Annotated in this window: 21 protein-coding genes and 1 tRNA gene; 13 read left to right on the forward strand and 9 right to left on the reverse strand. The window is 41.5% G+C overall.

Annotated elements, in window-relative coordinates; all coding sequences use genetic code 11:
* The first annotated feature begins 97 nt into the window (after positions 1 to 97).
* Together E7L17_RS08000 and E7L17_RS08005 are read left to right on the forward strand one after the other, a co-directional pair.
* Complete coding sequence (locus E7L17_RS08000; protein ID WP_316322732.1) at positions 98 to 1,774, forward strand: formate--tetrahydrofolate ligase; 1,677 nt, start codon at positions 98 to 100, stop codon at positions 1,772 to 1,774.
* A 274-nt stretch (positions 1,775 to 2,048) separates the two neighbouring features.
* Positions 2,049 to 2,729, forward strand: coding sequence for a CPBP family intramembrane glutamic endopeptidase (locus tag E7L17_RS08005; RefSeq protein ID WP_316322733.1), 681 nt, complete (start codon positions 2,049 to 2,051; stop codon positions 2,727 to 2,729).
* 224 nt (positions 2,730 to 2,953) lie between these two features.
* Here E7L17_RS08005 and E7L17_RS08010 read toward each other — a convergent pair whose 3' ends face one another.
* Together E7L17_RS08010 and E7L17_RS08015 are read right to left on the reverse strand one after the other, a co-directional pair.
* Positions 2,954 to 3,616, reverse strand: coding sequence for a DUF4867 family protein (locus E7L17_RS08010; protein ID WP_316322734.1), 663 nt, complete (start codon positions 3,614 to 3,616; stop codon positions 2,954 to 2,956).
* A 235-nt stretch (positions 3,617 to 3,851) separates the two neighbouring features.
* Positions 3,852 to 4,103, reverse strand: coding sequence for a GlsB/YeaQ/YmgE family stress response membrane protein (locus E7L17_RS08015; RefSeq protein WP_316322735.1), 252 nt, complete (start codon positions 4,101 to 4,103; stop codon positions 3,852 to 3,854).
* A gap of 291 nt (positions 4,104 to 4,394) precedes the next feature.
* On the opposite strand from E7L17_RS08015, the gene E7L17_RS08020 reads away from it, so the two are divergent.
* Positions 4,395 to 5,216, forward strand: a complete 822-nt coding sequence (locus E7L17_RS08020; protein WP_316322736.1) for an EFR1 family ferrodoxin — start codon at positions 4,395 to 4,397, stop codon at positions 5,214 to 5,216.
* A 138-nt stretch (positions 5,217 to 5,354) separates the two neighbouring features.
* Positions 5,355 to 5,430: transfer RNA gene (locus E7L17_RS08025), tRNA-Ala, on the forward strand.
* A gap of 701 nt (positions 5,431 to 6,131) precedes the next feature.
* On the opposite strand, the gene E7L17_RS08030 is transcribed toward E7L17_RS08025, so the two are convergent.
* Complete coding sequence (locus E7L17_RS08030) at positions 6,132 to 7,073, reverse strand: FAD:protein FMN transferase (protein ID WP_316322737.1); 942 nt, start codon at positions 7,071 to 7,073, stop codon at positions 6,132 to 6,134.
* Positions 7,066 to 8,010: a LysR family transcriptional regulator gene (locus tag E7L17_RS08035; RefSeq protein ID WP_316322738.1), complete on the reverse strand. Its 945-nt coding sequence runs from the start codon at positions 8,008 to 8,010 to the stop codon at positions 7,066 to 7,068. Before E7L17_RS08035 ends, E7L17_RS08030 begins: the two co-directional genes overlap by 8 nt.
* Positions 8,011 to 8,180: 170 nt before the next feature.
* On the opposite strand from E7L17_RS08035, the gene E7L17_RS08040 reads away from it, so the two are divergent.
* Both E7L17_RS08040 and E7L17_RS08045 read left to right on the forward strand, forming a co-directional pair.
* Positions 8,181 to 8,789, forward strand: coding sequence for an NADPH-dependent FMN reductase (locus E7L17_RS08040; RefSeq protein ID WP_316322739.1), 609 nt, complete (start codon positions 8,181 to 8,183; stop codon positions 8,787 to 8,789).
* 5 nt (positions 8,790 to 8,794) lie between these two features.
* Positions 8,795 to 11,218 (forward strand): flavocytochrome c, encoded by a 2,424-nt coding sequence (locus E7L17_RS08045; RefSeq protein WP_316322740.1) that lies wholly within the window; start codon positions 8,795 to 8,797, stop codon positions 11,216 to 11,218.
* 128 nt (positions 11,219 to 11,346) lie between these two features.
* Here E7L17_RS08045 and E7L17_RS08050 read toward each other — a convergent pair whose 3' ends face one another.
* The 4 genes from E7L17_RS08050 to E7L17_RS08065 all read right to left on the reverse strand — a co-directional run bounded on the left by E7L17_RS08050 (position 11,347) and on the right by E7L17_RS08065 (position 15,655).
* Positions 11,347 to 12,705: a hypothetical protein gene (locus tag E7L17_RS08050; protein ID WP_316322741.1), complete on the reverse strand. Its 1,359-nt coding sequence runs from the start codon at positions 12,703 to 12,705 to the stop codon at positions 11,347 to 11,349.
* A 226-nt stretch (positions 12,706 to 12,931) separates the two neighbouring features.
* Positions 12,932 to 13,384: a MarR family winged helix-turn-helix transcriptional regulator gene (locus E7L17_RS08055; RefSeq protein WP_316322742.1), complete on the reverse strand. Its 453-nt coding sequence runs from the start codon at positions 13,382 to 13,384 to the stop codon at positions 12,932 to 12,934.
* Positions 13,377 to 14,372 carry a methyltransferase gene (locus E7L17_RS08060; RefSeq protein WP_316322743.1) on the reverse strand — a complete coding sequence of 332 codons (996 nt, stop codon included), beginning with the start codon at positions 14,370 to 14,372 and terminating at the stop codon, positions 13,377 to 13,379. The genes E7L17_RS08055 and E7L17_RS08060 overlap by 8 nt, the downstream gene beginning before the upstream one ends.
* Before the next feature lie 356 nt (positions 14,373 to 14,728).
* Positions 14,729 to 15,655, reverse strand: coding sequence for a hydroxymethylglutaryl-CoA lyase (locus tag E7L17_RS08065; protein WP_410470654.1), 927 nt, complete (start codon positions 15,653 to 15,655; stop codon positions 14,729 to 14,731).
* A gap of 434 nt (positions 15,656 to 16,089) precedes the next feature.
* On the opposite strand from E7L17_RS08065, the gene E7L17_RS08070 reads away from it, so the two are divergent.
* From E7L17_RS08070 to E7L17_RS08100, 7 genes are all read left to right on the forward strand, one after another.
* Positions 16,090 to 16,890: a sugar phosphate isomerase/epimerase family protein gene (locus E7L17_RS08070; RefSeq protein WP_316322744.1), complete on the forward strand. Its 801-nt coding sequence runs from the start codon at positions 16,090 to 16,092 to the stop codon at positions 16,888 to 16,890.
* 34 nt (positions 16,891 to 16,924) lie between these two features.
* The gene (locus E7L17_RS08075) at positions 16,925 to 17,812 is read left to right on the forward strand and encodes a shikimate dehydrogenase (RefSeq protein ID WP_316322745.1); all 888 of its coding nucleotides are present in this window, start codon (positions 16,925 to 16,927) and stop codon (positions 17,810 to 17,812) included.
* A gap of 145 nt (positions 17,813 to 17,957) precedes the next feature.
* Complete coding sequence (locus E7L17_RS08080) at positions 17,958 to 18,749, forward strand: alpha/beta hydrolase (protein WP_316322746.1); 792 nt, start codon at positions 17,958 to 17,960, stop codon at positions 18,747 to 18,749.
* A gap of 112 nt (positions 18,750 to 18,861) precedes the next feature.
* On the forward strand, positions 18,862 to 20,184 hold the full coding sequence (locus E7L17_RS08085) for an SLC13 family permease (protein ID WP_316322747.1): 1,323 nt from the start codon (positions 18,862 to 18,864) through the stop codon (positions 20,182 to 20,184).
* Positions 20,185 to 20,387: 203 nt separating this feature from the next.
* Positions 20,388 to 21,857: an Nramp family divalent metal transporter gene (locus tag E7L17_RS08090; RefSeq protein WP_316322748.1), complete on the forward strand. Its 1,470-nt coding sequence runs from the start codon at positions 20,388 to 20,390 to the stop codon at positions 21,855 to 21,857.
* A 246-nt stretch (positions 21,858 to 22,103) separates the two neighbouring features.
* The gene (locus tag E7L17_RS08095; RefSeq protein ID WP_316322749.1) at positions 22,104 to 23,021 is read left to right on the forward strand and encodes a LysR family transcriptional regulator; all 918 of its coding nucleotides are present in this window, start codon (positions 22,104 to 22,106) and stop codon (positions 23,019 to 23,021) included.
* A gap of 107 nt (positions 23,022 to 23,128) precedes the next feature.
* Positions 23,129 to 24,949, forward strand: coding sequence for a thiamine pyrophosphate-binding protein (locus E7L17_RS08100; RefSeq protein WP_316322750.1), 1,821 nt, complete (start codon positions 23,129 to 23,131; stop codon positions 24,947 to 24,949).
* Positions 24,950 to 25,041: 92 nt separating this feature from the next.
* Here E7L17_RS08100 and E7L17_RS08105 read toward each other — a convergent pair whose 3' ends face one another.
* Complete coding sequence (locus E7L17_RS08105; RefSeq protein WP_316322751.1) at positions 25,042 to 25,935, reverse strand: LysR family transcriptional regulator; 894 nt, start codon at positions 25,933 to 25,935, stop codon at positions 25,042 to 25,044.
* Positions 25,936 to 25,977 lie beyond the last annotated feature (42 nt).

Genomic DNA, 25,977 nt, shown 5'->3' on the forward strand with positions numbered 1-25,977 from the left:
GAATAAAGACTGGTTTCGAACACTGGGTGGGTCGCGAGTGGCGGGCAGGAAGGCGTTCGGTGGCCGAATTAACTAAGAATCAGGAGGAATTATAACAATGGGCTTTTTATCTGATATTGAAATTGCACAGCAGTACGAAGCAAAAGACATTCGTGAAATTGCAAAAACCGCAGGCGTCGATGAGAAATACTTAGAGGTGTATGGTCGCGGTAAGGCAAAGGTAGATTATAAGCTTCTCAGTGATTTGGCTGACAAACCGAACGGTAAGTTGATTCTTGTAACCGCAATTAACCCCACCCCCGCTGGTGAGGGTAAAACCACTACAAGCGTTGGCCTTACAGATGGCCTTCGCCGCATTGGCAAAAAGGCAATTGTTGCTCTGCGTGAGCCTTCCCTCGGCCCGGTTTTCGGTGTTAAGGGCGGCGCGGCAGGCGGCGGATATGCTCAGGTTGTTCCTATGGAGGACATCAACCTGCACTTTACAGGCGATTTTCACGCAATTGGCGCTGCAAACAACCTGATGGCTGCTTTGATTGACAACCACATTTACCAGGGCAACGAGCTGCGCATTGACCCCAAGCGTATTACTTGGAAGCGCGTTGTAGATATGAATGACCGCCAGCTGCGCAGCATTATTAATGGCCTTGGCCCGCGCACCAACGGCTTTACTCGTGAAGACAGCTACGACATCACCGTTGCTTCTGAGATTATGGCTGTTCTGTGCCTCTCTTCTTCCATTACAGATATGAAAGATAGACTTGGCAAAATGATTATTGGCTATAACTATGACAATGAGCCCGTTACCGCCGGCCAGCTTAAGGCACAGGGTGCAATGTGCGCACTGCTGAAGGATGCTGTTAAGCCGAACTTGGTACAGACTCTGGAAGGCACTCCTGCCTTTATCCACGGTGGTCCCTTCGCGAACATTGCTCATGGCTGCAACTCTCTCATGGCTACCCGTATGGCAATGAAGCTCAGCGAGTACGCAGTTACTGAGGCAGGCTTCGGTGCTGACTTGGGCGCTGAGAAGTTCCTCGATATTAAATGCCGTATGGCTGGTATTGCTCCCAGTGCAGTTGTTATTGTTGCAACTGCTCGTGCACTGAAGCATCACGGTGGCGTTGCTAAGGCTGACCTGAACAACGAGAACCTCGTAGCTCTTGAGAATGGTATGCCCAACCTGCTTCGCCATGTTGAAAACGTTACTAAGGTATATGGCCTGCCCTGCGTAGTTGCCATCAACCGTTTCCCCACTGATACCGAAGCTGAGCTAGAGCTGATTCGCACCAAGTGCAAAGAGCTAGGTGTTGAGGTTGCTCTCAGTGAAGTATGGGCTAAGGGTGGCGCTGGTGCAGTTGAGCTGGCAGAAGAAGTGGTTCGCCTTTGCGAGCAGCCCAACAACTTCAGCTATGTTTACGATGCTGATATTTCGATTAAAGATAAGCTCAATGCAATCGTACAGAAGGTATACCACGGCAGCCGTGCAGTGCTGACCGGACCTGCTGCAAAGCAGGCAGAGCAGCTTGAGCAGCTTGGCTTTGGCAACCTGCCGATTTGCATGGCAAAAACGCAGTACAGCTTTACTGACGATGCAAAATCTCTGGGCGCTCCCGAAGGCTTTGAGATTATTGTTAGAAACCTAAAGGTTTCCGCTGGTGCAGGCTTTATCGTTGCTCTTACCGGCGATGTAATGACCATGCCCGGCTTGCCGAAGAAGCCCTCTTCTGAGAACATTGATGTAGATGAAAACGGCCGTATCTCCGGCTTGTTCTAATTCTATAGTACAATTGACCGCCCCGGCACTATTGTGCCAGGGCGGCATTTTTATGTAGCAAAGCGCCCGTAATATAAACAAGAGATTGAATAAAAAGGGTAAACCGTTAAACACTTAAATAATAGTTCAATTGATCTTCTGCTATTGCTAAGTCTATAAAACACCGAGCGTTTTTCCTTTCAATAGAGGGGAGGAGAATAACAAGCATGGCAGAGGTAGGAATAATATGGTAATATAATAATCGAAAACAATAAAGGAGGTATAAAAAAAGAATATGACTGATTCAAACAGCTCAAGAATGAGGGCAGGAATCGAAATAATAGCTTGCTATTTTATAGTTTTGCTTCTGAGTGTTTCTAATAATTGGGTGGGGCAAGTATTAAAGATTGATGGATTATGGACCGGAGTTGTATTTTATCTTTTAGTCGCTTCCATAATTCTTTTCTACGTTGTCAAAATAGAAAAGAGACCGTTGAGCAGTATCGGACTCAAAGGTATAACTTTAAAAGAAATTGTATTTGGTATTCTTATAGGAATATTAATGTTTATTGTTCAACAAATTCCTCTGATTTTGATGGGTATGGATTACAAGATGTTTGCATCACCACCCAATTGGATACATATTGGTATAATGTCTCTTTACTGTATTTTTTGCGTGGGATTTACTGAAGAGCTTATGGTGCGTGGATTTATTCTACACAAATCCTTGGAGATTACTAATCATAAAATAATTGTAATTCTTTTAAACGGTATCATTTTCTATATGATTCACTGGCCTCCAGTTCGCTTTGTGTTTGGTGAAGCCTTCAATATAACATTGAATACAATCATTCTATGTACCTATTTTTTTGTTTCGAAGAGAAAGAGCATCACTCCTCTCATTATTGCACATGGAGTTTACGATATTATATCTGCATATCTATTACCGGCCTTTGTATATGTAATGATTACCTAATAATAGCCTCGTTGGTTGCGTTACCATGCTGTTAGATATTAGGTGTGAGATTATAGTTTTATCAGATCGGTACATTCAAATGCAAAATAACAAAGAGAAGCCACTGGCTTCTCTTTGTTATTTTAGACGCTTATTATCACTTTGTTTTTATATGGATAACTATAACGTTATAGTTTTTCAACTCTGATTTAAAAAAAATCTAAATGTAAAATAATACAAAGTTTTTAATATTGAACTGAGAGATTCACTCCGGTTAAGCCGGCAAACGCTCCTTTTTTAGCCAATTCACTTTCTGGGTGAGCGATAAGCCATTTTCCCTGCATCCACAGCAGTTTTTCTTCTCCTTCTGCGTTTGCGGGCAGGTGATCAAGGGGTTGGTTGATTCCTTTGGGTAATACCACTACGCACTGAAAGCCTTCATCGTTTACCTTGCAGGGAGCAAAGTGAAGTGTTGTTCCATAGAGCTCACATGCAGTTCCTGCGGGTAGATAATAACCCTTTACCGAAGCAGTGTTGAGTGTATTATTTTCAATATCACGTATATCTGCAAGTAATAGAACAAGATCGGTTACAGCAAGATTTAATTCCGGTGTTTTATGGTACTCCAATGCGTTTAACTGGCTGCCGTTACCATTGCAATAACCAACTTGAATTGGCATAGAGCCGTTTAATCTTTCTTGTACAGAGTCAGCCAACGGTGTGTGTGAAAGCTTCGGTTCATCCGCTACATAGACGTTACCGGAATCGGGAACTGCGATTCCCTCCATTGTTTGAAGCCAGGGAGAAAAATCGTATTCAGTAATAATTTGCCCATATTGACAAAAAGATTCATGCGTAACTGGGTACAGGGAGAGAGTCGGGTTTTTCCTCAACAGTTCAGAAAACATGTTAATACCTCCTATAATGAATCTAAAATATAAGTAAAATAATAATTCTATCTTACCATGATTTGGCATAAAAACCAATCTTCTATCATAGAAAATGAAGCTTAATTATTTAGAATGATGTATAAAAAACTTGAGTTTCACTAACAAATTAAGCTAAGATAAAACAAGTAAGGAGCATCCGGAATTCCTCCGTTTGCTCCTTACTTGCTCTTTATTCAAAGTTTTTACTTGTGTGTTAACGGTTTTTGAACATTCTTAAAATCCACAATAGAATAACGGAACCAATGACAGAGACAAGTAGGCTCCACAGGTTAAATCCGGTAATTCCAACTCCACCGAGCATGTTCATTATAAATCCGCCAATCATGGCGCCAACAATACCTACTACGATGTTAGCAAATGCACCCATTGAGGCATCTGTATCCATAAATTTACTTGCAATCCAACCGGCTAAAGCACCAATAATTACCCAAGCAAGTATACCCATTCAAAAACCTCCTTTTCACTATTTAGATAGTATGTATAAAATTTTACCCCGAAATTTATAGGCTTATTCATCACTCAATAATTAGAACTGGAAAAGAATAATAAAATAGTTACAAAAAACAGATTAGTTAATTCGAATGGTAAAAGCAGAAAGTTAAAATGGTATGATATAATTATTTTATTAAGCTTTTAATATATAAAATTTACAGTTCGGTAAAACACAATTATTAAATATGGTATAATGGGCGTGAGAGTGTGGAAGATAAAATTTACATAAAAAGGAGCGAGGAAAATGTGTGAGGTTAAAAAAATAAAGGCAGTGTTTTTTAGTGCCACGGGTACGACAGAAAAAACAGTAAAGAAAATAGCGCAGGCAGTGGGGGAGAAATTAGGCTTGCCTGTAAGCTGTGAAGATTTTACCCTACCCAAAGACCGGGAGTGTCCCCTGGTATTTGAAAAAGACGATTTGGTGATTTTCGGGACTCCAGTATACGCAGGACGAGTGCCAAATGTTCTATTAAAATTTTTGGACACGTTGCAGGGGAATCAAGCCATGGCTGTTCCAGTGGTGCTATATGGCAACCGTAATTATGATGATGCCTTGATTGAACTTCGCGATTTGTTACATAAAGCAGGCTTTTATCCCATTGCAGCCGCCGCTTTTATTGGTGAGCATTCTTTTTCTCGTGTGTTGGCTGCCGGAAGACCGGACGCGCAAGATTATTCGTTGGCAGTGGACTTTGGGCATCGTATTGCTGAAAAACTGCTTGCTAAAGAAGAGTTGCCTCTCATTGAGGTAGAGGGAGTTGCGTACCCATATCGAGGGTATTATCAGCCGAGAGACAGAAAAGGCACCCCGGTAGATATTCGAAAAGTGAAGCCTCAAACCAGTACAGCTTGCAATGATTGTAAGGTTTGTGCACAGGTATGTCCGATGGGCTCAATTTCTTTTGAGGATGTTAGCGTATTTACTGGCATCTGTATTAAATGCGGTGCTTGTATTAAGAAATGCCCCCAAGGTGCCAAGTACTATACGGATGAAGGGTATCTATATCACCAGCATGAATTGGAAGAAGGCTTTACTCGTCGGGCTGAGCCGGAGTTGTTCTTGTAAATTTTAATATAGCCTAGATATAATCAAGAATACATAAAAAGACATTATTTTTGAAAAAGTACTTGCATTTTTGGGTATATCATGATATTATAGTCAGGCAGTTCAGCGAAAAACAGTGTTTTTTGCAGAGCAGCCTATGGGGGATTAGCTCAGCTGGGAGAGCGCCTGCATGGCATGCAGGAGGTCAGCGGTTCGATCCCGCTATTCTCCACCATTAGAAAAAGCCACAAGGATAATGCCTTGTGGCTTTTTTTCTATTTAAATTGGTCGGATATATATAACAGAACAAACAAATATATAAATAATGATGAAAAGTCATAGGGTTAATACCCTGTGGCTTTTTTCATGAACAAGGGCAGTCGCACAATAGCTTTGTATTATTCATTCCAACTTTATTCTTAACAAACAAGAAATCTAAGATATAACAGATTTAAGGCCTGTTGAAAATCAACATAGAATAGTTACTCCTTACTTGTACCACCTCTGCTGCTAAACAAATTAAAAGTAGGAGTTTATTTTTCGCCTTGCACGGTAAAGGGTACCAATTCATCAGTGATTGATGCGGTTCCACTCACTTCGTTTATGTCTAGAATAATCCATGGATCTATGCCAAATGCGGTATTCCTGACGGCGAAGAATATAAGGGCTCTGTTACGATTATTGCTAACAGGGAAGAGTTGTTACTGTTCAGTGATAAAGACGAAGATAAAAATATAAGAAAAATGGAACTGTTTTATAATGCAACGGTGAACGATATTAAAATAATAGTCACCGGAAACGCAAAAGTGTGCAACGTTGGCATCGCAGAAATAGGGCATTGGTGGCAGCAATGTGAGCCGTTTGGGTCTCATCCAGGCAGGGAAAAAAGAAATAAGAAAGCCAGCGTCTTTCGATGCTGGCTTTCTTACATGCTTATTACCCGTGAGTCAGATGAGCTATTTTTCCGATGAGATTATCGGTATAAGCTAATTTGCCATCCACAGTAATTACAATAGCACCCATTTCTTTCATTTTATTCACTTTCTGAATGATTGAGGTTGCATCCAATCCAAATAGTTTAGTGGTATAAATATCGCAGTCCAGTGAGCTGTCCGCAATTACAGTGAAAGAAGCAATGTTGCTTTCAATTGGGTAGCCTGTTTTGCTATTGAATATATGGTGGTATTTCCGATCTCCTTTTGCAAGAACTCTTTCATATATTCCCGAGGTGACAACAGATTGATTTCTGATTTTGACAAGTGCTACCGCATTTCCTCTTGGTAAGAATGGATTTTGTATTCCAACTTTCCAGTTGCCGCCTTCGGATGGTGATTCTCCAAAAACGAGAACATTTCCACCCATATCTACCATAGCGGAGGTAGCTCCCTGTTTCTTAAAAAACTCCATCACTTTGTCCGCGAAATACCCTTTGGCTATGGCTCCAAGGTCAATCTCCATTCCTTTTTTTGAAAGATAGATCGTTTTTTTATCGTCATCCAGCTGAATATTTTCTGGTTTTAAAAGCTCCAATGTGTTTTCAATTGCTTCTTTCTCTGGCACATGTGCCTCTTTAAATCCAATGCTCCATAGCTTGATTAAGGGACCTATTGCGATATTTAAATAAGAATTTTCACATAAACTATGTTTCTTCCCTATTTTAATCAGGTTGTACAGCTCATCCTCTACCTTGTGCGGAGCGATTGCAGCCATTTTTTTAAGAATGGCTAGCTGTGAGTGATCGCTGTTGGCACTAAAGATTTTATTGTAATGAACCAGCATGTCTTCTGCTTTTTGCGCCAGTTCTTCCGCATTTGTTCCCTTGATATAAAGAGTGATTTTTGTTCCCATAAGATGAATGATCTTTGTAAATTCAGTCATTGAAATCTCCTATATCGGTATGGTTCTGCCCGTGAGATAAGAAGGTATGGATGAGGTCATTATCAATATCGGATAGGGTTCTTTCACTGGGATATGCGATAAAATAATCTAAGCTCAGTTCATCTATGGGAATGGGGTAGATATTGTAATCCGACGGGCATTCCTTAACATAGATACTTTCGGGGATAATCGTCAGGCCTAAATTATTGGTGGCCAAATTAAGCGCAGTATAGATTTCAGTGCTTTCGATTATAATATTGGGCTCTACCTTATACACATTAAGCAGATGGTCAATCTGTCTTCTTATTGCAGAACCCTTCGATGTGAGCACCAATCTTTGACATAAGATTTTACTTATATCAATTGTAGATTCAGGAATCATAGCGACATCTTTCTGGTAGAGATCGCAGCAGCGCGGTATTACAGCCCAATACTGGTGCCTTCCCCAGCTAACCGAGCTTAAGTATGGCGAAATGTTTCTTGAGTTTTGTCCTAGCCAGAAGTCCAGTTCATTATTTTGAATGAGTTTCTCGCTTTTCTCTGGCAAAACCTCAGTCAATTCAATTCTGCAGTTTGGGTGCCTGCCAAGAAACTGCGGTATAAAAAGTGGTAAAAGGTAGGTGCCAAGGCTAGGGAGTACACCGATCTTTATAACCGTATCACTATGAGAAAGATCAGATAGGTTTTTTAGCAGCTTTGAATAGTTGTTTTCTAAGGAAGTCAAATACTGGTAATAGAGCTTGCCTTGCTCCGTTAAACGATAAGGGAGTTTATTACGAGTAATCAGTTCGCAGTCCAATTCACTTTCGACTCTTTTAATAATCTGCGTTAAATATGGCTGAGAAATATAAAGTGATTTCGCAGCTTTGCTATAATTGCTGTATTTTAAAATAGCATCAATGTAATATAAAATTTCCTGAGAACCGATTTTAGACATTTCATTCCATCCTTTAGAAAAGCTTATTACGTTTCGTTTTTTCTGATTATAACAAATCTGTAATGGAAGTTCAATAAATTACTATTAGATAAAATAGATATTACGTGTTAAAATAATATCAAAAATATTGTGACAACTGTGAGAAATTAATCAATAGGAAGGGGATTACTATGAGATATTTAGCTATCGTAGGCACGAATTCAGATGTGTCAACGAATCGTATGCTGCTTCAATTTATGCAAAGGCATTTTTCAGAGGAGGCAGAGATCGAGTTATTTGAAATTAAGGATTTACCCGCCTTTATGGAACCGGAAGATTCAGAGGTTCCTGAAAAGGTTGCAGAGTTATCGAATCTAATTTTGAAAGCGGATGGAGTCATCATAGCAACCCCAGAATACGACCATGCGATACCCGCAGTATTAAAAAGTGCTCTTGAATGGATTAGTTACACCAGTCAGGCACTTACGGATAAGCCGGTTTTAATCGTGGGAGCATCCTATGGTATTCTAGGTTCCTCCAGAGCACAGGCGCACCTTAGGCAAATTCTGGATTCTCCTGAGATTGCTGCTAGAATTATGCCAAGCAGTGAGTTTCTTTTAGAAAAATCACAAAGTGCATTCGATAATTCTGGTAATCTTATTTACTCGGAAAAGGTTTCAGAGCTGGATGAAACCTTCAGAGAATTTGTTCTGTTTACCAATATCACATCTAAGCTTCTGGAAGAAAAAGTTCAGAATAAAAAAGTTAAAAAATATGCTTGGCAAGAGAAGGAGGACTAATATTTATGAAATTTATAGCGATTGTTGGAACAAATGCAAAAAAATCTTATAATCGTAAACTCCTTCAGTTTATGAAAAAGAAATTTGATTCAAAGGCAGAGATTGAAATACTTGAGATTACAGATGTTCCTATGTTTAATCAGTCTGATAATCAGTCTTACGGTGACGTATTGCAGCTGTTCAATGATAAGATTACTGCAAGTGATGGTGTGATTATAGCTACTCCAGAATATAACCATTCCATCCCATCCGGTCTGAAAAGCCTGATTGAATGGTTAAGCTTTGATCTTCATCCATTTGCCGGTAAACCGGTTATGATTGTTGGTGCCTCCCTTGGCACGCAGGGTTCCTCTCGCGCACAGCTGCATCTTCGTCAGATTCTGGATGCACCGGGTGTGGACGCCAATGTAATGCCGGGTTATGAGTTCTTACTTAGCAGTGCCAATCAGGCGTTCGATGAAGCAGGAAATCTAAACAATGAGGGAACGATAGATTTTCTGGAAATATGCTTCCTGCGGTTCATGCGTTTTGCTAAACTTGCAAATCAGCTGAATGAGGAAGAGGAATTTTCTTTTGAACCGGGTGAATATGAGGTAAATGCAATCGGTCACAGCGGCAGTCTTCCAATGAAAGTATCGTTTAGCGAGAAGAGAATCGAAAGTATAAAGATAGATACCGAGGGCGAAACAGAAGGCATTGCCGATGTGGTTTTTGTAAGAATACCAGATAAAATATTGGAGGGTCAGACTTTAAATGTGGATGCTCTCTCCGGTGCTTCGGAAACCAGCAATGCAGTCATCGATGGTGTCGCCAAAGCAGTGAAGCTTGCCGGCGTGAACCCTGATATTCTTAAAAGACGTCCGAAGCCTGCCAGTAGCCGTATTAGAAAAGACGAAGAATACACTTGCGATATAGTCGTTGTAGGCGGAGGCGGTGCTGGCTTAAGTGCAGCTGCCACCGCGTTACAGAATGGTTCTAGTGTAATTGTTCTTGAAAAATATCCGGCAGTGGGTGGAAATACCATTCGTTCCGGCGGTCCTGTGAATGCCGCAGACCCAGAGTGGCAGAGCAAATTTGATGAGAATCCCGGAGAAAGACACACGATTGAGGCGTTGCTTGATATAGGTGAGAGCGAGATTCATGCAGAATATCTGGAGGACTTCCGCGCACTGAAAGATGAATTTGCTGCCTACCAAAAAAAGTTTGGCGCTCAAAAGGGTCATTTATTCGATTCGCCTCTCCTACACAGAATGCAGACCTATTTTGGAGGCAAACGAACAGACTTAAATGGGAACACCATCTATGGTCAGTATGACCTGGTAAAGATTCTGACGGATAGAGCCTTAGAAAGCGTAAATTGGTTGGAGAAGATAGGTGTTGAGTTCGATAAAAGTATCGTTTTCGCTCCGGTTGGTGCACTTTGGCGCCGCGGTCATAAACCCGTGAAAAGCTATGGTACTGCATTTATTCTTTCTCTTACGAAATATGTTGAAGAGCATTCCGGTCAGATTATTACCGACAGCCCTGTCAAGAATTTTATCCTAGAGAACGGTGAAATTAAAGGAGTCATAGCAACGGGTGTGAATGGTCAGAAAATTACGATTCATGCGAAATCTGTGGTTCTTGCGAGTGGCGGTTTTGGTGCCAATACTAAGATGTTAAAAGAATACAACACGTACTGGAGTAATATTGATGACAATATAAGAACCACCAATTCCTACGCCATGACAGGTGATGGAATTGTGCTTGGTAAAACAGTAGGAGCAGCATTGGTTGGCATGGGATTTACTCAAATGATGCCCGTTTCTGACCCGGAAACCGGCGAGTTGTTTAGTGGACTTCAGGTACCGCCTGAGAACTTTGTAATCGTCAATCGAGAGGGAAAGCGATTTATTAATGAGTTTTCTGGACGTGATGTTTTAACAAAGGCTGCAATTGATCAGGGCGGTTTGTTCTATTTAATCGCTGATGATGAAATCAAGAAAACAGCGGCAAATACAAGTCAGGAAAAAATAGACCGTCAGGTAGAAGCAGGTACCTTGTTCAGAGCGGATACCATTGAAGAACTGGCAGTTAAAGTCGGTATGGATCCTGCAACCCTGAAAGACACCGTAGAGAAATACAATTCATATGTTGAGAAAGGCTTTGACCCGGAGTTCCATAAGGATACGTTTAGCTTAAAAGTGGAGAAGGCTCCGTTCTATGCGACCCCTAGAAAGCCGGCCGTTCATCATACTATGGGTGGGCTTAAAATCGATACCAAAGCTCGAGTATTAGACGAAAATGACCAGCCGATTAAACATCTTTATGCCGCTGGCGAAGTTGCTGGTGGGATTCATGCTGGTAACCGCCTTGGCGGAAATGCGTTAACGGATATTTTTACGTTCGGACGAATTGCTGGTCAGACTGCCGTTGATGAAATGGAATAGGGGATCCATCGCATAAAAACAGCACGGTAACTAACTTGCGTCGAATCGATTCCTTTATTACAATCATTTCTTAATAGAAAAAAGCCACCGATGTATCGGTGGCTTTTTTGATTAAACATATCATACTATTATACAAGGAAGCAGGCAACGATAATGGTAGCAGCGAGGCCAGAAAACACAGGAATGAGATTTTTTTGAACCAATTCTTCAGGACGTACACCGCAAATAGCCGCAACGGGAATTACCGCCCACGGTATGAGTGTACCGCCGTCCACCCAAATAGTGACAATTTGACCAAGAGCAGCAAGCATTTCTTTGTTTACAGGCAATGCCTGCGCAAAAGTAGCCGCTGTTGTACCAACAATGGGTAAGCCGGAGAATCCGGAGCCATCAAGCCCCGTTACAAATCCTGCAAGTGCTTCCGCAAGTACAACGGGTATACGAGACATAGGAGCGTTTTGAGCAAGATAGAGACCAATGTCGTTCATAATGCCGGTTTGAGCTCCCAGTACATCTTTTGCACAGTCTTCCCCACCGAGAAAGAAGAAACCTGCGATGAAGATGACAGGAGTAAATATATCAATACCAAAGCCAAAGCCCTCTTTTAAGTGGTCTATGACTTTTTCGAATGCGTTTATAATACCACCGTTCAGGCAAGTGGCTGCAACCAATATAACAAGTGCGGTTCCACCTACGAGTGCTGTGGCATCGCTGCCCTGCAATTTAAAAATTAGCATGAGTACAACGTCTAACAAAAACATAGAAGGGGTAGCGATAGCAATTACCACTGCCGCAGGTTTTGCTTTTTCTACTTGAATAGCAGAACGATCGACTGTTACCGGTGGGAGATTTCGAATATCACGCCGGAACATAATAAAAGCTATTGTGGCGGTAACAACGGCCATCACAGCCCAAAGTACAAAGCTTTCTTGAATTAAAGCACCTACGGTTGTATCTGCCGCTTTCGCAGTTATGGTTGGTGCACCCTGTATGAAAAAATCTCCCGATAGTGCCATACCGTGACCGAATAGATTCATCGCCACAGCAGCCCATACAACGGGTATGCCCGTTTCAAGCGCAAGAGGTAGGATAACAGCCCCTACAAGAGCGACTGCCGGCGAAGGCCACAAACAGATAGAAACAGCAAACATGGCAAAACCGAGCAGAAGAAAGGTGACGCTCCTGTTTTTCATGTATCGGACAAACGGGCGAACCATTAAGGAATCTGCTCCGAGTGCGGAAAGGGATTTGGACATTGCTACTACGATCGATATTACAGCAATAATGCTCCAGAACTCCTTGCCCGTCCAGACTAAAGAGTGAAACAGTGATTGTACACCGCCAATTACACTTTGGGTTGCAAAGCTGCCTACAATGAGTATACCAGCGATGCAAGGTAGTACAATGCTTTTGCGAAAGGCCATGAGACAGAGCATAACGAATAATAGTGTAATGTATAAAATGTGAAGATAGCTTAAGGTTACCAAAAGATCGCCTCCTTTACACAGGTGTCGGTACATGAAATATACTATGTTCTTTTATACAAGCATGTGAAGAAGAAAACGATCTGTTTTTGCACTACTTTTCATGGGATATAAACATAAAAACACAGGCTAGCCTTGTGCTCTATCAAAGGCTAGCCTGTGCTTTTATAACAATTAAATTTGAAGGGGTATTAGTAAAATATGAATGTATTTGTTGCCTAAATATGCGCTATGCATGGTTTTCAATCAATAGATTTGCACGGATTAGAAAACCGTTAATTGCCTCTAATTGAGCTTGGTCTAAATTGTCGATATATTCGAACAGTGCTTTATCATGTGTATTATGGTATTCTCGGTGAAGGTGATAAGCTTGTATACCCTTTTCTGATAGAAATAGGCGTACTCGCTTTTTGTCGGTATCATCCGGCTGTTTAAGCACAAGCTTGCCTTCCTCGAGCTTTAAAAGTGTTTTATGCACTACTGCTCTCGTAATGCCAAACTTCCTTGCGATTTCAGAGCTAAAAGTGCCTGGGGAATCACCGATCATTTGTATGATATGAATTTCGCCGCGGTAAAAAGTCATATCCTCACTGCCAAAGTTTAAAACATTGGTTTTACTGTTTGCTATTTTTTCTGTAAGGTTTATGAAAGATTGAACAATCTCATTTGGTAGCTCATTCATTGCAGGATTTCCCCTTTTGGTATAGTAGTCCTCGGAATCTTCCGGCACTGACTTCCCGTAGCCTGATTACCCCTGCTTTTTTTAGTGTGCTTTCAACATCAGAACCGGAAGGTGCAAGTTGTAATCCATTGAGGCGGCCTGTTAACCAGCTAACTAATCGCTGAGGTGGCTGCTCCTGATTATTTGAAAGCTGCCCGATTATCAATAAATAGCCATTTGGAGAAAGAGCATCTGCTGTTTTTTGGAGAAATTGCGATAGATTATCTGCTGCAAAATCCAATACGCCGGAAGCAATCAGCAAATCGTATGGGCCGCCAAAAGAATCTTGTTTAAAATCCCCTTCTATTACAGATACGTTTTCGGGCGCATTGTGCTCTTGAAGTATCTCTCTACTCGCCACCGCTACAGCAGGGTGCTCAAATACGACTGCGGTGCTGTTAGGGAACAGTTTTGCAAATTCCATAGCCAAAATTCCAGAGCCTCCGCCCAAATCAAGTACCTTTGCAGGAGTTGTCTGGTCAGGAAATAATTGTTTTACTTCTTCTAAAAATGAATTTACACGTCCGGTTGCATACATTTCAGGTGCTGTTACCTGAGCCAGCTTTGCAAAATCATAGCTGGAAGTGCGTTTTATTTCCCCGGTAATGAATTGGTCTAAATGTTCCAGTGAGGTCATTTTTTCCCGAAACAGTAAGGTTTCTCCAATAAAATGGGGAGAGTCTTTACTAAAAAAATCTTGAGAATCGGAAGTATTACGGTAGGAATCTCCATCTCCCTCTAAAAATCCTAGCGCACTAAGTGACAATAAGAAATGTTTTAATGTAGATTCATTGTAACCAGTTTTAGCGGCGATTTGCTGCGCACTTATCCAATCACTCATGTGAGTAAAAAGGTTTAACCGCAATGCAGTAAATAGAATTTGAGTCTGCTGGTATTGCTCCAGCATGGTATAATACCGCAAATAGCCTGGTTCAGAAGCGTGATTCATGTTTTATCTCTCCCATTCATATTCCTTTAGAATAAAAAGCAATATCTATTAGTTTGATGTTAGCTATATCTAACTTTGTTACTAGTTTATTAAATTTAATATTGTATGTCAAGCATACAATTACTAGAATTATATTTTTATGCGCAAAAAAGAGATTAGTTGTAAGTGGAATGATTAATGCAGTATAGCCGATACGTTAAAAAGAGGGTGCAGATCCACTTGTGTGGATCTGCACCCTCTTTTTAACGGGAATGGGGAAGATGCCGCTAATAACTATCATTAGCTATTTAGCGACATCCACATATGAGTGATTATATTGGAAGTGAAACTTATAGGTAAGTAAAGGAATGCGTATTTTAATTCGCCTGAGACTGGAGAAGGTCACTGGAACGACCAGCACGCAGAATGTAGCTGTCTGTATCGTGCTTTAATAGCTGTTGAAGTTTTCGTGAGAGTTCTATTACCTTAACAATATCGATTCCGGTGGAAATTCCAGATTCATCGCACATATGAATCACATCTTCAGTCGAAATATTGCCGGCCGCTCCCGGTACAAAGGGACAACCACCCAAACCACCGAACGAGCTGTCGAATTGGATCATACCGGCTTCCATTGCCGCAAGTATATTCGCCATAGCAAGGCCGCGTGTGTTATGAAAGTGAAGCCACCAGCTAAGTTGCGGGTATTTCTCTTTTACATATGAACACATGTTATATACCTGATTAGGTACAGCCATTCCAGAGGTGTCTGACAACGAAATTTCAGTAATACCAACCGCTAAGTATGCCTTAATAATTGCATCTACATCCTCTAAAGGAATGCGCCCCTCCCAAGGAGATGCAAAAGGCATAGAGATGGAGCCTGAAATTTCAATTCCATTTTCCTTGGCGGCTTGTACACAGGGAGCAAACCCAGCCACACTCTCTTGCGGCAACATATTGAGATTTTTTAAATTGTGCTGCCGACTAGCAGAAACGTTTAGCTTTACCTTTTTACACCCACATGAAACGGCACGCTGTACACCTCTTAAATTGGGGATTAAAGCCCGTAGTTCCACGCCGGGTACTGTGCCTATGGCTTTATACAGTTCGTCGGTATCCGCCATTTGGGGCACTGCTTTTGGGTGCATAAAAGAGCCAACCTCAATCACTTTAAACCCCGCGTCGACTAACCCACGGAGCAGTTCCAGTTTTTCTTCCATTGTAAGAATTGTTTTTTCATTTTGCAGACCGTCCCGCAGTCCAACCTCACACAAAGAAATAGAGGAAGGTAAATTCATCATGTTTTACTACCTCCTAATTATTTGTTTCCCTTAATTTCAAAAGAAAGTGATTACGTTTGAAATCAATTGAAAGAGTTTCCTCCATTATCTTAATCGAAATCAAGCAGAAGAATCCAATACATTATTTGTATGAAATGATAGAAGGGATTAATAGCTTTAAGCCAATCATGAAAAACAGGCACATTTATAAATGATAAATTATCTATAAATTTATAAAATAGCATTGATTTACTATTGAATTTGTATGTATGTATGTTCGTTTGTTATTAAAATTCAACAAAAACTAAAGAAGTCAAGAGCTGTGAACTATGAAATATATTTCTGATTCAATAGATATTAAGCATTAGACTTTATAAGTGATTTGCATATAAAATCTATTACAGATGATAGGAAACTTAGATATATTACCGTGACGTAATGAAGGGGGTTCATAAATGGCTGTACAGTTTTCACTTGCTTATCTTACAATACCGGGTATTGAACCCGTGGAACAAATTAAAGTCGCAAAAGCTACAGGGTATGATTTTGTAAGTTTGAGAACAATCCCGATGGGGCTCTGTAGCGAACCACAAGTTTGCTTGGAAAAAGATAACCAGTTATACCAAAAGATTCGGCAGGCATTAAAAGATTACGATATTGGCCTTTTGGATATAGAACTGGTTCGTGTAAGAGAAGATTTACCTACGGACTACCGTGGAGCATTTGAAAAGGGTGCCGAACTTGGCGCCACACAGATTTTGTCCAGCGTTTGGACGAAGGATTTTTCTTATGCGGTAGATTGCTACGGCAAGATTTGTGAGCAAGCGGCACAATATGGGATGACGATTAATTTGGAGTTCCCAATTGTATCCAGCTTAACAACATTAAAAGATACGATAGCAATTCAAGATCAAGTAAATGCAGCAAATCTAAAAATTCTAATGGATATGATTTATGTTCATTGGGATGGGGTAACCCCAGAAGACATTGAAAAAATCAATCCCGAACGCTTTGGTTTAATCCACCTTTGCGACTGCCCTAAAAATCCAGAACAATCCAAGATTGTGGAAGTGGTACGGGAAGGCCGCGCTTATTGTGGTGAGGGAGAGGTTAATTTAAAAGGGCTGCTGAAAGCACTGCCAGAAAATCCTTGCTCAATTGAATTACCAAATACGAATCAAATTCTAAACTTGGGTGTACAAGGGCACGCTGCACGCTGTCTGCAAACAGCGAAAGCACTGTTTACGAACGTGTGACTGTGGAATACATAGTAGAAATGAGGTTTCAAGAATGAATATTAACATCGATACGAAAATGGTTACACTCATCGGCACTCCGCTTTCACAGTCCTTTGCAGCTCAAATGCAGAATGTAGGGTATCAAGCGGCAGGACTAAATATGGTTTATTTCTATACCGAAGCGGATAAAGAGCATTTGGGCGATATTGTGAATGGTTTGCGGTATATGAATTTTGCAGGGTTTGCCGTTACGAAACCAAATAAAGTTCGTGTGTTGCGCTATTTGGATGAATTAGACCCGCTGTGCCAGAAAATGGGAGCCTGCAACACCGTTGTAAAAACGCCAGAAGGTAAGCTTATTGGCTATAACACAGATGGTATTGGATTTTATACCTCCTTAACGCAGGAAGGCGGTATAAAGGTAGACCAAAGTGTTTTTTATTGTTTTGGTGGCGGTGGAGCCGGCCGTGCGATGTGCTCGGTGTTAGCCTACCATGGTGCCAGAAAGATTTATATAACCGATTCATTTGAGCCTTGCGCGAAAGCATTGGTGGCAGACATTAACTCGAACTTTGCACCGGTTGCAGAATTTGTTCACCATGAAGATTTCTCCAAGCTTTCTGCTTGTGATGTTGTGATGAACGCCAGCGGAGTAGGTATGGGGGACAGTGTGGGCTGCAGCCCTATGCCGACAGAATACATACAGCTAAGTCAATTTTATTTTGATGCGTGCTATAACCCGGAGAAAACACAGTTCCTTCTCGATGCGGAAGAAAAAGGGTGCCGAATTCTCAACGGCTTAGGGATGTCTTTGTATCAAGGCATCGCACAAATTGAACTTTGGAGCGGAGTAAAAGCACCAGTGGATGCTATGCGACAGGAATTGATTCGCATCACTTCCGAAAAAAAAGTTCCCCTAGTTGCGGCAGTAAGCAGGTAGTCACAATAACTCCTACTTGCGGGAATTTTTTAAATAATTTATGAAGTTAAGATTAATTTCATTTTTTAGAAGCGAAAATTGTCGGAATTAGAAAAGTAACATAAGCATAGGGTAGTCATTAAATCATTATATAAAAGGAGGAAGAATGATGGAAAAATATGTCGAGTTTGTAAAGGACGGCTATACACTGCGCGGAATGTTTCACATGCCAGACAACACCAGCGAAAAACCACCAATTGCAATAATCTTGCATGGCTTTGGTGGGGACCGAAATGCAATGAATTACTCCTTAACGAGGCTCTCAAGAATGCTGGCTAAAAACAATATTGCCAGCCTGCGATTTGATTTTTATGGGTGCGGAGAGAGTGACGGGGAATTTGTAGATGTTACAATTTCGAATCATATTGAAGATGGTTGCGCAATTGTAGATTTTGCTGCCAGCTTAGATGAAGTTGACACCAGTCGTATTGGTTTGTTCGGCATCAGTCTTGGCGGCGCAATTGCCAGTGCAGTAGCCGCCCGTAAAAAAGACCTAATTCAGACCTTATGCCTTTGCTGCCCGGCAACCAATTCAATTGATGACGTGAAGAAAATGCGCGTAAAAGGCATTGATATTTCGGATATTTTTGTAAAAGGGTATGCTGACATTGGTGGTATGAAACTTGGCAGATGCTTTTACGACGATGCAGTGAACCTTGATTTTTATAAGCTGGCGGGCGGATATGACAAAAAGGTGTTGTTGATTCACGGAGATAAAGATGAAATATGCCCTGTGGAAAATTCTGAAAAGTATTTAAATGTGTATGGAGATAAAGCAGAGCTAATCTTGGTTGAAGAGGGAAATCATAGTTTTACTTCTTTACCCGCAAACGAAAAGAGGCTGCAAACAACAGTAGATTATTTGGCTGCGGAGCTACTGCAAAGCGTAATGGCTTAATGTTATCCTGAAAAACAAAATAGGTGCTATTATTCTTATTGCTGCTTTTATTTTTTATTTAGATAGACGAAAAAAACATAGCTATTACGCAATATTGAAGGAGGAAGAATCCATGTCTCCAGGCATACTAGCACTCATTATGATTGTTTTGGTTCTAGCAGCAATTCTTACTAAAAAGGTTCCTATGAATTTTGCACTGTTTGTGATTCCAGTAGTGTGCGGCTTACTATTAGGCATTTCTGTAAAAGATTTAGGTGGGATTATTCTAAAACAGCTTGGTTCTATCATGCAGTCAGCTGGTTTTCTGCTGTTGTTTGGTAACATCTATTTCTTCATGGTCAATGAAAGCGGAATGTTTGATATTATCATCAACAAACTGATTTCCATTCTCGGTAAAAAAATGAATGTTGCCATTATCATGATTATGACAACGATCATTGGCATGATTGGTTACCTTACTGCCAATTTCAGCACGGTTTATCTTCTTTGCTTCCCTTTGATGCTGCCGTTATATCGTAAATTTAAGTTTAATAAAGGCGCGGCATTTATATTATGCCAAACCGCTTGTGGTGCAGTTGGCTTTTTGCCATGGGGAATCGGTGTTATCTACACAGCGGCGGCTTCAAACCTTGACCCAATGGAGTTAAGTAAGGCAGCCATCCCCTGGGGAATTTGCTTTATTCCTGCAATTATTTTGCAATGGATTTATTTTGCTTACAAGCACAAAAAAGAATATGGCTCACTGGGTATACAGGTAAGTGATTCTGGTGAAGCAGTAATTACGCATAACGAAGAAAAGCCGAACGCAAGACCTCAATTGTTCTGGTTGAATCTGGTGATTTTTCTTGTTGCGATGCTAGCGCTTACCGTGTTGCAGTATCCGGGTTATCTCGTATTTATTATGGCTTCTGTCATAATGGCGATGACAAATTACCCAAACAATTTTGGAGAAATATGGAATAAAACGGCGTTTATGTTTCTGAATGTCATAATTATGCTGTCTGCCATTTCGGTTTACATTGCCATTTTCAATGCAACTCCTGAAGGCGGCGTAAGTATGATAAGTGATTTAGCAAGACTAATGGTAGGTGTTGTGCCTTCGTTCTTATTAAAGTACGTACATATCATCTTCTTACTGTTGTGTGTTGTCATCATCCGTTTTGTACCATTCCAAGTGTTTAATGCCATGTACCCGCTCTTTATCAGCATTGGTGCAAGTTTTGGCATTCCGGCTCTATACGTGATCGCTCCCTTCCTCTGCAACCTTGCACTTGCAACTAGCGTTACACCGTTTAACTCCGCCACTTATGTAGGGTGCAACCTGCTGCAAATTGACGATGTAGATGGGTTTATTAAAATGGGAGTGCCAATCATGGTGGTATCAAATCTGGTTGTAGTATTTACCGCTTGGGTAACAGGTGTGCTTGTAATCTGAGTGATAGAAAAGTGATTTCTAAACTCATTTAAAGAAGCACATGATAAACCTCTTTTTATTTCGTTAGTATGGAGATATTAATTCGATATTAGAAACGAACTGACATTGAAAAACTAAAATGAATCTCAAATTTTATAATTGTTAGTTCGCTTCTAAGCCTGTGTAGGATAGGCATATTTCAGTACATGAAAAGGAGTATTAGAATGACAGAATCTAAAGTCAAATCGGTTGCCTTAGAAATGCCCGTGGCCGACTCAAAACTAAAAGAGGGTAAATTCAAGGATTTACTTCGCTACCTTGGGCCTGGTATTGTGGTTGCTTCAGCATCCATTGGCAATGGAGAAATCTTTTTCGCGAGCCGTGAAGGTGCCTTATTTGGTTTTTCCCTTTTATGGACCTTTGTAGTGTGCGCATTTATGAAAGGCTGTGTTGTGTACACGGGCTCCAAATACGCAACTTTAACTGGTGTTCATCCAACGGTACGTTGGGGGCAAATCATCCCTGGTCCGAAAAACTGGATGGCAATCTTCCTTGGCATTGTTGCCGCTATTGCCATCCCATCCTCTATCAGCGGCTTTATAAAGGTTCTTGGCCAATGGTCCTGCTGGACTTTTGGAATAGACACTACTTATACCGTTCTGTGTGGTACGCTATGGTCTATTGTAGCTTTCCTCTTTGTGTTTTTTGATTATGAAAAGATTGAGAAGGTATCCACAGTCATAATTTTAATTTTGGTTGTGTTTGCGCTTTTGGCAGTTTTCGGTTCAAGACCGGACTGGATTGCAATGGCGCAGGGTCTTATTCCAACCGTTCCTTCTCAGTATCCTGATTGGGTTCAGGAAAAAGCACCGCAGGCACTTTCCAGCCCGATTCTGCTTGAAATTGTTAGCGCAGTTGGAATTCTCGGCGGTGGATGCCAAGATTACCTTGGATATATTGGTACTGTTAGCGAGAAAAAATGGGGAATGTATGGTAACGAAAACATTTCCGAAATTCAGCAAACGTTGAAAAACCTCTCTGGTAAAGAAGAAGTTCCATTGCCCAGTGACGAAGCTACGGTTTCGGACGCCAAAGGTTGGCTGAAGGCGGTTAAAATTGATAACATATCCTCTTTCACAGCCGTTTGGCTAGTTGGAACGATCTTTATGGTTTTGGGTAGCGTAGTATTGGGGACAAATGGAATGCAGATTGTTCCTTCCAATGACCAAATCATTCAAAATCAGGCGAACTTCTTTGCCGTAATTTCACCTGCTCTGGTATCCCTTTACAAACTCGCCATTTTCTGCGCATTCTTCGGTGGAATTATTGCACTGAGCACACAGGTTTATCCTGCAACGTTCCGTGCTTGCTTCTCTCCCACTTTCCCAGCGATTCAAAAAGAAGAGAATAAGTTCAAAACACGTATTGGTGTAGCAATTTTCTGTGTGTTTGGTGGTATCCTTCTGGCATGGACCAACATTACTTATACCTTCCTTCTCCAGATTGCAACAGTGATTGGCAGCGTATTTGGAATTGGTCTGGTTGGTTTGTTAATGCTTTGGACAGAGAAAAAGAGTCTTCCCAAAGAGTACCGCTTAAAGCCTCTTTGGTTCACACTTACTTTGCTAAGCAGTGTGACAATGGTTTCACTAGGTGTGGTCGCATTCTTACAGCTATTTGGAATTATTAAATAACACATCACAAGAAGAGTAAATAGAAGCAAATTTTTGATTATTGTATACGAGTAGCCGAGCGGGTGCATATCTGCCTGCACCCGCCCGGACTTTGATTTTACGGCTTCTTCACACATGTAATAGAAAGTGATAGGTTCTGTAATTAGGACCAGTTGCACATAAAACAAGTAGACAATTTCAACGCCATACCCGATAATAGTTTTTATAACAATGCTGTGGTTCATTTAAAAGTGAAGGAGGTGCGTTATGAACCTTAGGCAGCTGTACTATTTTCGAACAATCGCAGAATTAGAACACTATACACGGGCGGCGGAAAAACTATATGTAAGTCAATCGAATTTAAGTCATGCGATACAGGAATTAGAGGAAGAGCTGAATGTAAAGCTTTTCGTTCGCAAAGGTCGCAGTATTAAATTGACAAAATACGGAGAACTGTTTCTCCCTTATGTACAAAAGACAATTGAAACGCTAGAAAACGGGATTTCTACACTAAAGGATTATATTAATCCCAATTCCGGAACCGTTACAATTGCCAGTTTTCCTTCTTTAGCGCAATTTGTTCCAAATTTGATCGTGCGCTATTTGTCCGACACGAACCGGTTGAATGTGCGCTTTCAACTTGGTCAAGAAAGCTTTTTTAATCTTCAAGAACAGCTTTTAGCAGGTAAAGTAGATTTGCTTTTAGCTACCAAAATTGATAATCCGCAGGTGGAACACGTTCACCTGGGTACTCACCAGCTTGTTTTGCTGGTGCCGTCGGGTCACCGTTTGGCACGGCAAAAAAGTGTGGATTTAAAAGAGTTGGATCAAGAAAATTTCATAGATTTCGATGAGTTGTCACAATTACATCATTATAACAAACAAGTTTTTCACGAGCTCAATATTCACCCGAATATTGTCATGGAAACACCTCAGGACGTAATCGTATACGGCTTGGTGGCGGCAAACAGAGGAGTAGCAATTGTACCGTATCCATTGGGTGGTACGCCGAACAATACGAGTATTATTCCTATTGCCAATAAACTGTATCAAAGAGATATTTACTTAATGTGGAACAAAAACCGGTACATCCCTCCGGCGGCGGAATATTTTCGCGATTTTCTCGTTCGCAGTGGGAAGATGTTTGACCAGTTTTTGGCACACAATGGGCCAAGTATTATTTGATTTAGTTGCATACGAGTCTGTGCTTCCGTTCCTGATGAGCTGAAAAGATGTATTGATATGTTCCAACGATCGTAATACAATCTCGATTCTTTAAGGAGGCATATTTTATGAGTAAAAAGCTGGTATCCGACCTTATTGTAAATTATTTGGAACGCAGGGATGTAGAACATGTATTTGGTCTGTGCGGTCATACCGTTATTGGAATGCTGGATGCTCTCTCCCGTAGTGAGAAAATACGGTTTATCTCTAACCGACATGAGGCGATTGCGTCCACAGCAGCGGACGGATATGCCCGTATTACCCATAAAGCGTCTGTTGTTATGTGTCACTTAGGGCCCGGTCTTACCAATGTGCTTACAGGCGTGGCTAACGCAGCGTTTGATTCCATTCCTATGGTTGTCATCGCAGGTGACGTTCCCAGCTATTACTTTGGAAGGCACCCCCATCAAGAAGTAAACATGCACGGAGATGCAACTCAATATCGTATTTTGGAACCAGTGGTTAAGCGAGCTTGGCGTGTAGATGATGTAGAGGCTTTGCCTTACATACTCGATAAGGCTTTCCGCCTTGCTGAAACAGGCCGGCCCGGCCCGGTACTAATTGATATCCCCATGGATATGTTCTCCAGAGAAATGGAAGAGGAGTTGTGGGCTCGAACCTATAAGGACAATCATTTAACCATGCGCCCCGCGCTTGACCCCAATGCAGCGAAAGCGATTGCGGCAAAGCTGGTAGAAGCGGAGCACCCAATTCTGCACGCAGGCGGTGGTATATTATTGGCGCAGGCATCCCAAGAACTGGCTGCCTTGGCAGAGCATTTGGACATTCCCGTATCCCGTACACTCATGGCACACGGTTGTATCTCTGACCAGCACCCGCTAATGGTTGGGCAAACGGGTTTCTGGGGCATGGAATTTACACATTCTCTTACGGCAAATGCCGATGTTATTCTGGGCTTAGGTACTCGTTTTGCAGAAGCGGATAGCTCAAGCTGGTATCAGGGTGTTACCTTTGACCCGGATAAGACCGCGTTCCTGCAAATTGATATTGAACCAAGTGAAATCGGCCGCAACTATCCGGTTGAAATTGGAGCAGTCGGCGACTTAAAGCTGGGTCTTATACAGATTTTAGATGAAGTAATCAAAATTTGCCCTGAGGGGAAAAAGCACCCCGAGCTTCGTGATAGCATTGCACTCTCTAAAGCGGAGTTTAAACGGCAGAACGAGACAATCTCTAACGACAGTCGCTTCCCGATGACGCCACAGCGTATCTTAAAGGATGTTAAGGAAGTTCTGCCGGAAGATGCCGTTATCTTTACAGATGTTGGCTGGAATAAGAATGGTGTGGCACAGCAATTTGATATCACCGTGCCCGGTACCATCCACCATACCTCTGGGCTTGCCAATATGGGCTTTGGTGCCTCCGCTGTTCTTGGTGGTAAGTTGGCTGCACCGGATAAGGTTTGCCTGACACTTACCGGTGATGGCGGGTTTGGTGTGAATCCCTCCTGTTTGGCTACTGCGGTAGAAAAAGGGATTAACTGCGTGTGGGTTGTTATGAATAACTCTGCCTTTGGTACGATTGCAGGCCTTGAGAAAGCAAACTATCAAACAAACTTTGGAACCGTATTTTATACTCCGGATGGTGAATCGTACAGTCCCTCCTGGGCTGAAGTAGCAAAAGCTTATGGGGTTGAATCCATTTGCGTGAAATCTGCTGAAGAATTTAAGCCAGCTCTGGAAAAGGCAATCGCCGCACAAAAACCATTCCTCGTTGAAGCTCCGATGGAAAATATTGTTGTTCCAACTCCTGGTTGCTGGAATATTAACGATATTTACACACCGAATGAACTGGTTCGCGAGGGTAAGCTGATTCGCAAGGAAAATGGACAGTATGTAGCACCTAGCCATTCCAAATCGCATAAATAGAAATAATTAAGCCTATTTTCTTATTTCGTACAGTAAAAGATTAGGGAACCTGCCTGTTGAAGCGGTTCCCTAATTTAAGTATATATTATATTTCAAGATTGCAATTGCGCGTAATGCTCTAAAATGTAGTTTTTAGACCTTTGGGCAGCGGGGGAGAGCGGTCTGTTTTTTGCCCATGAAAGGTAAACGGTTCTAGCAAAGGCCTGTTTTTCATCTGCAATCGGTATCACAGATACCTTTTCGTTTTCCATTGCCGGTACATGGGGAAGTACGGAAATACCAAATCGAAGTGCAACATATTGCAGTGCAGCATTGCATTCGCGAACCTCGAACACAATGTTTGGCACAAGGCTGTGCTGGCTGTATACTTGATCCATTTGCGCTCTTAAGCTGCTGGATTTTTCTAGCATAACAATGGGTTCTTGTGCAAAATCTTCAAATGTAACAAAGCTTCGTTCTGCAAGCGGATGGTTGCTTGGTACGGTTAAGTACAGCGGCTGTTTTAGAATGGGTAATGACTCTACTGCTTCATCAAGGTGCATGCAGAAGGCTAAGTCAAGTTCTCCCTTTTTTAGTTGACTTAAAATATCAAAGGAAGTACCCTCCAAAAATTGAAAACGCACCCCTCGGTTTTCTTCTTGACTGTAAATTCCCGACATGATGGAAGGTATTAAAGAAGTTGAGATGGAATGAAAATAACCGAGCTTAACCACCTGTAAGGCGGAGCCCGCCATTTGGTGCAGAACTTGAACACCTTCATCTAACAACATGAGAACGCGGTCAACATAGGTAAGAAATTGTTCTCCGTAGGGCGTTAAACGAATCTTTCGATTCTCTTTATCAAATAGCTTTACCCCAAGCTCTTTTTCCAACTCATTGATGGAATAGCTTAAACTGGGCTGGGCTATATGCAGCTCTTTGGCAGCTTTTGTATAATGAAGTATTTGCGCCAAAGCCTTAAAATACTGTAATTGTAACAGTGTCATTGGAACCAATCCTTTCTAACCTCTTAAGGAAGATATGATAAA

The sequence above is a fragment of the Clostridium sp. genome (assembly GCF_032576335.1).
In the GTDB taxonomy this organism is placed as follows: Bacteria; Bacillota; Clostridia; order Oscillospirales; family Acutalibacteraceae; genus Faecalispora.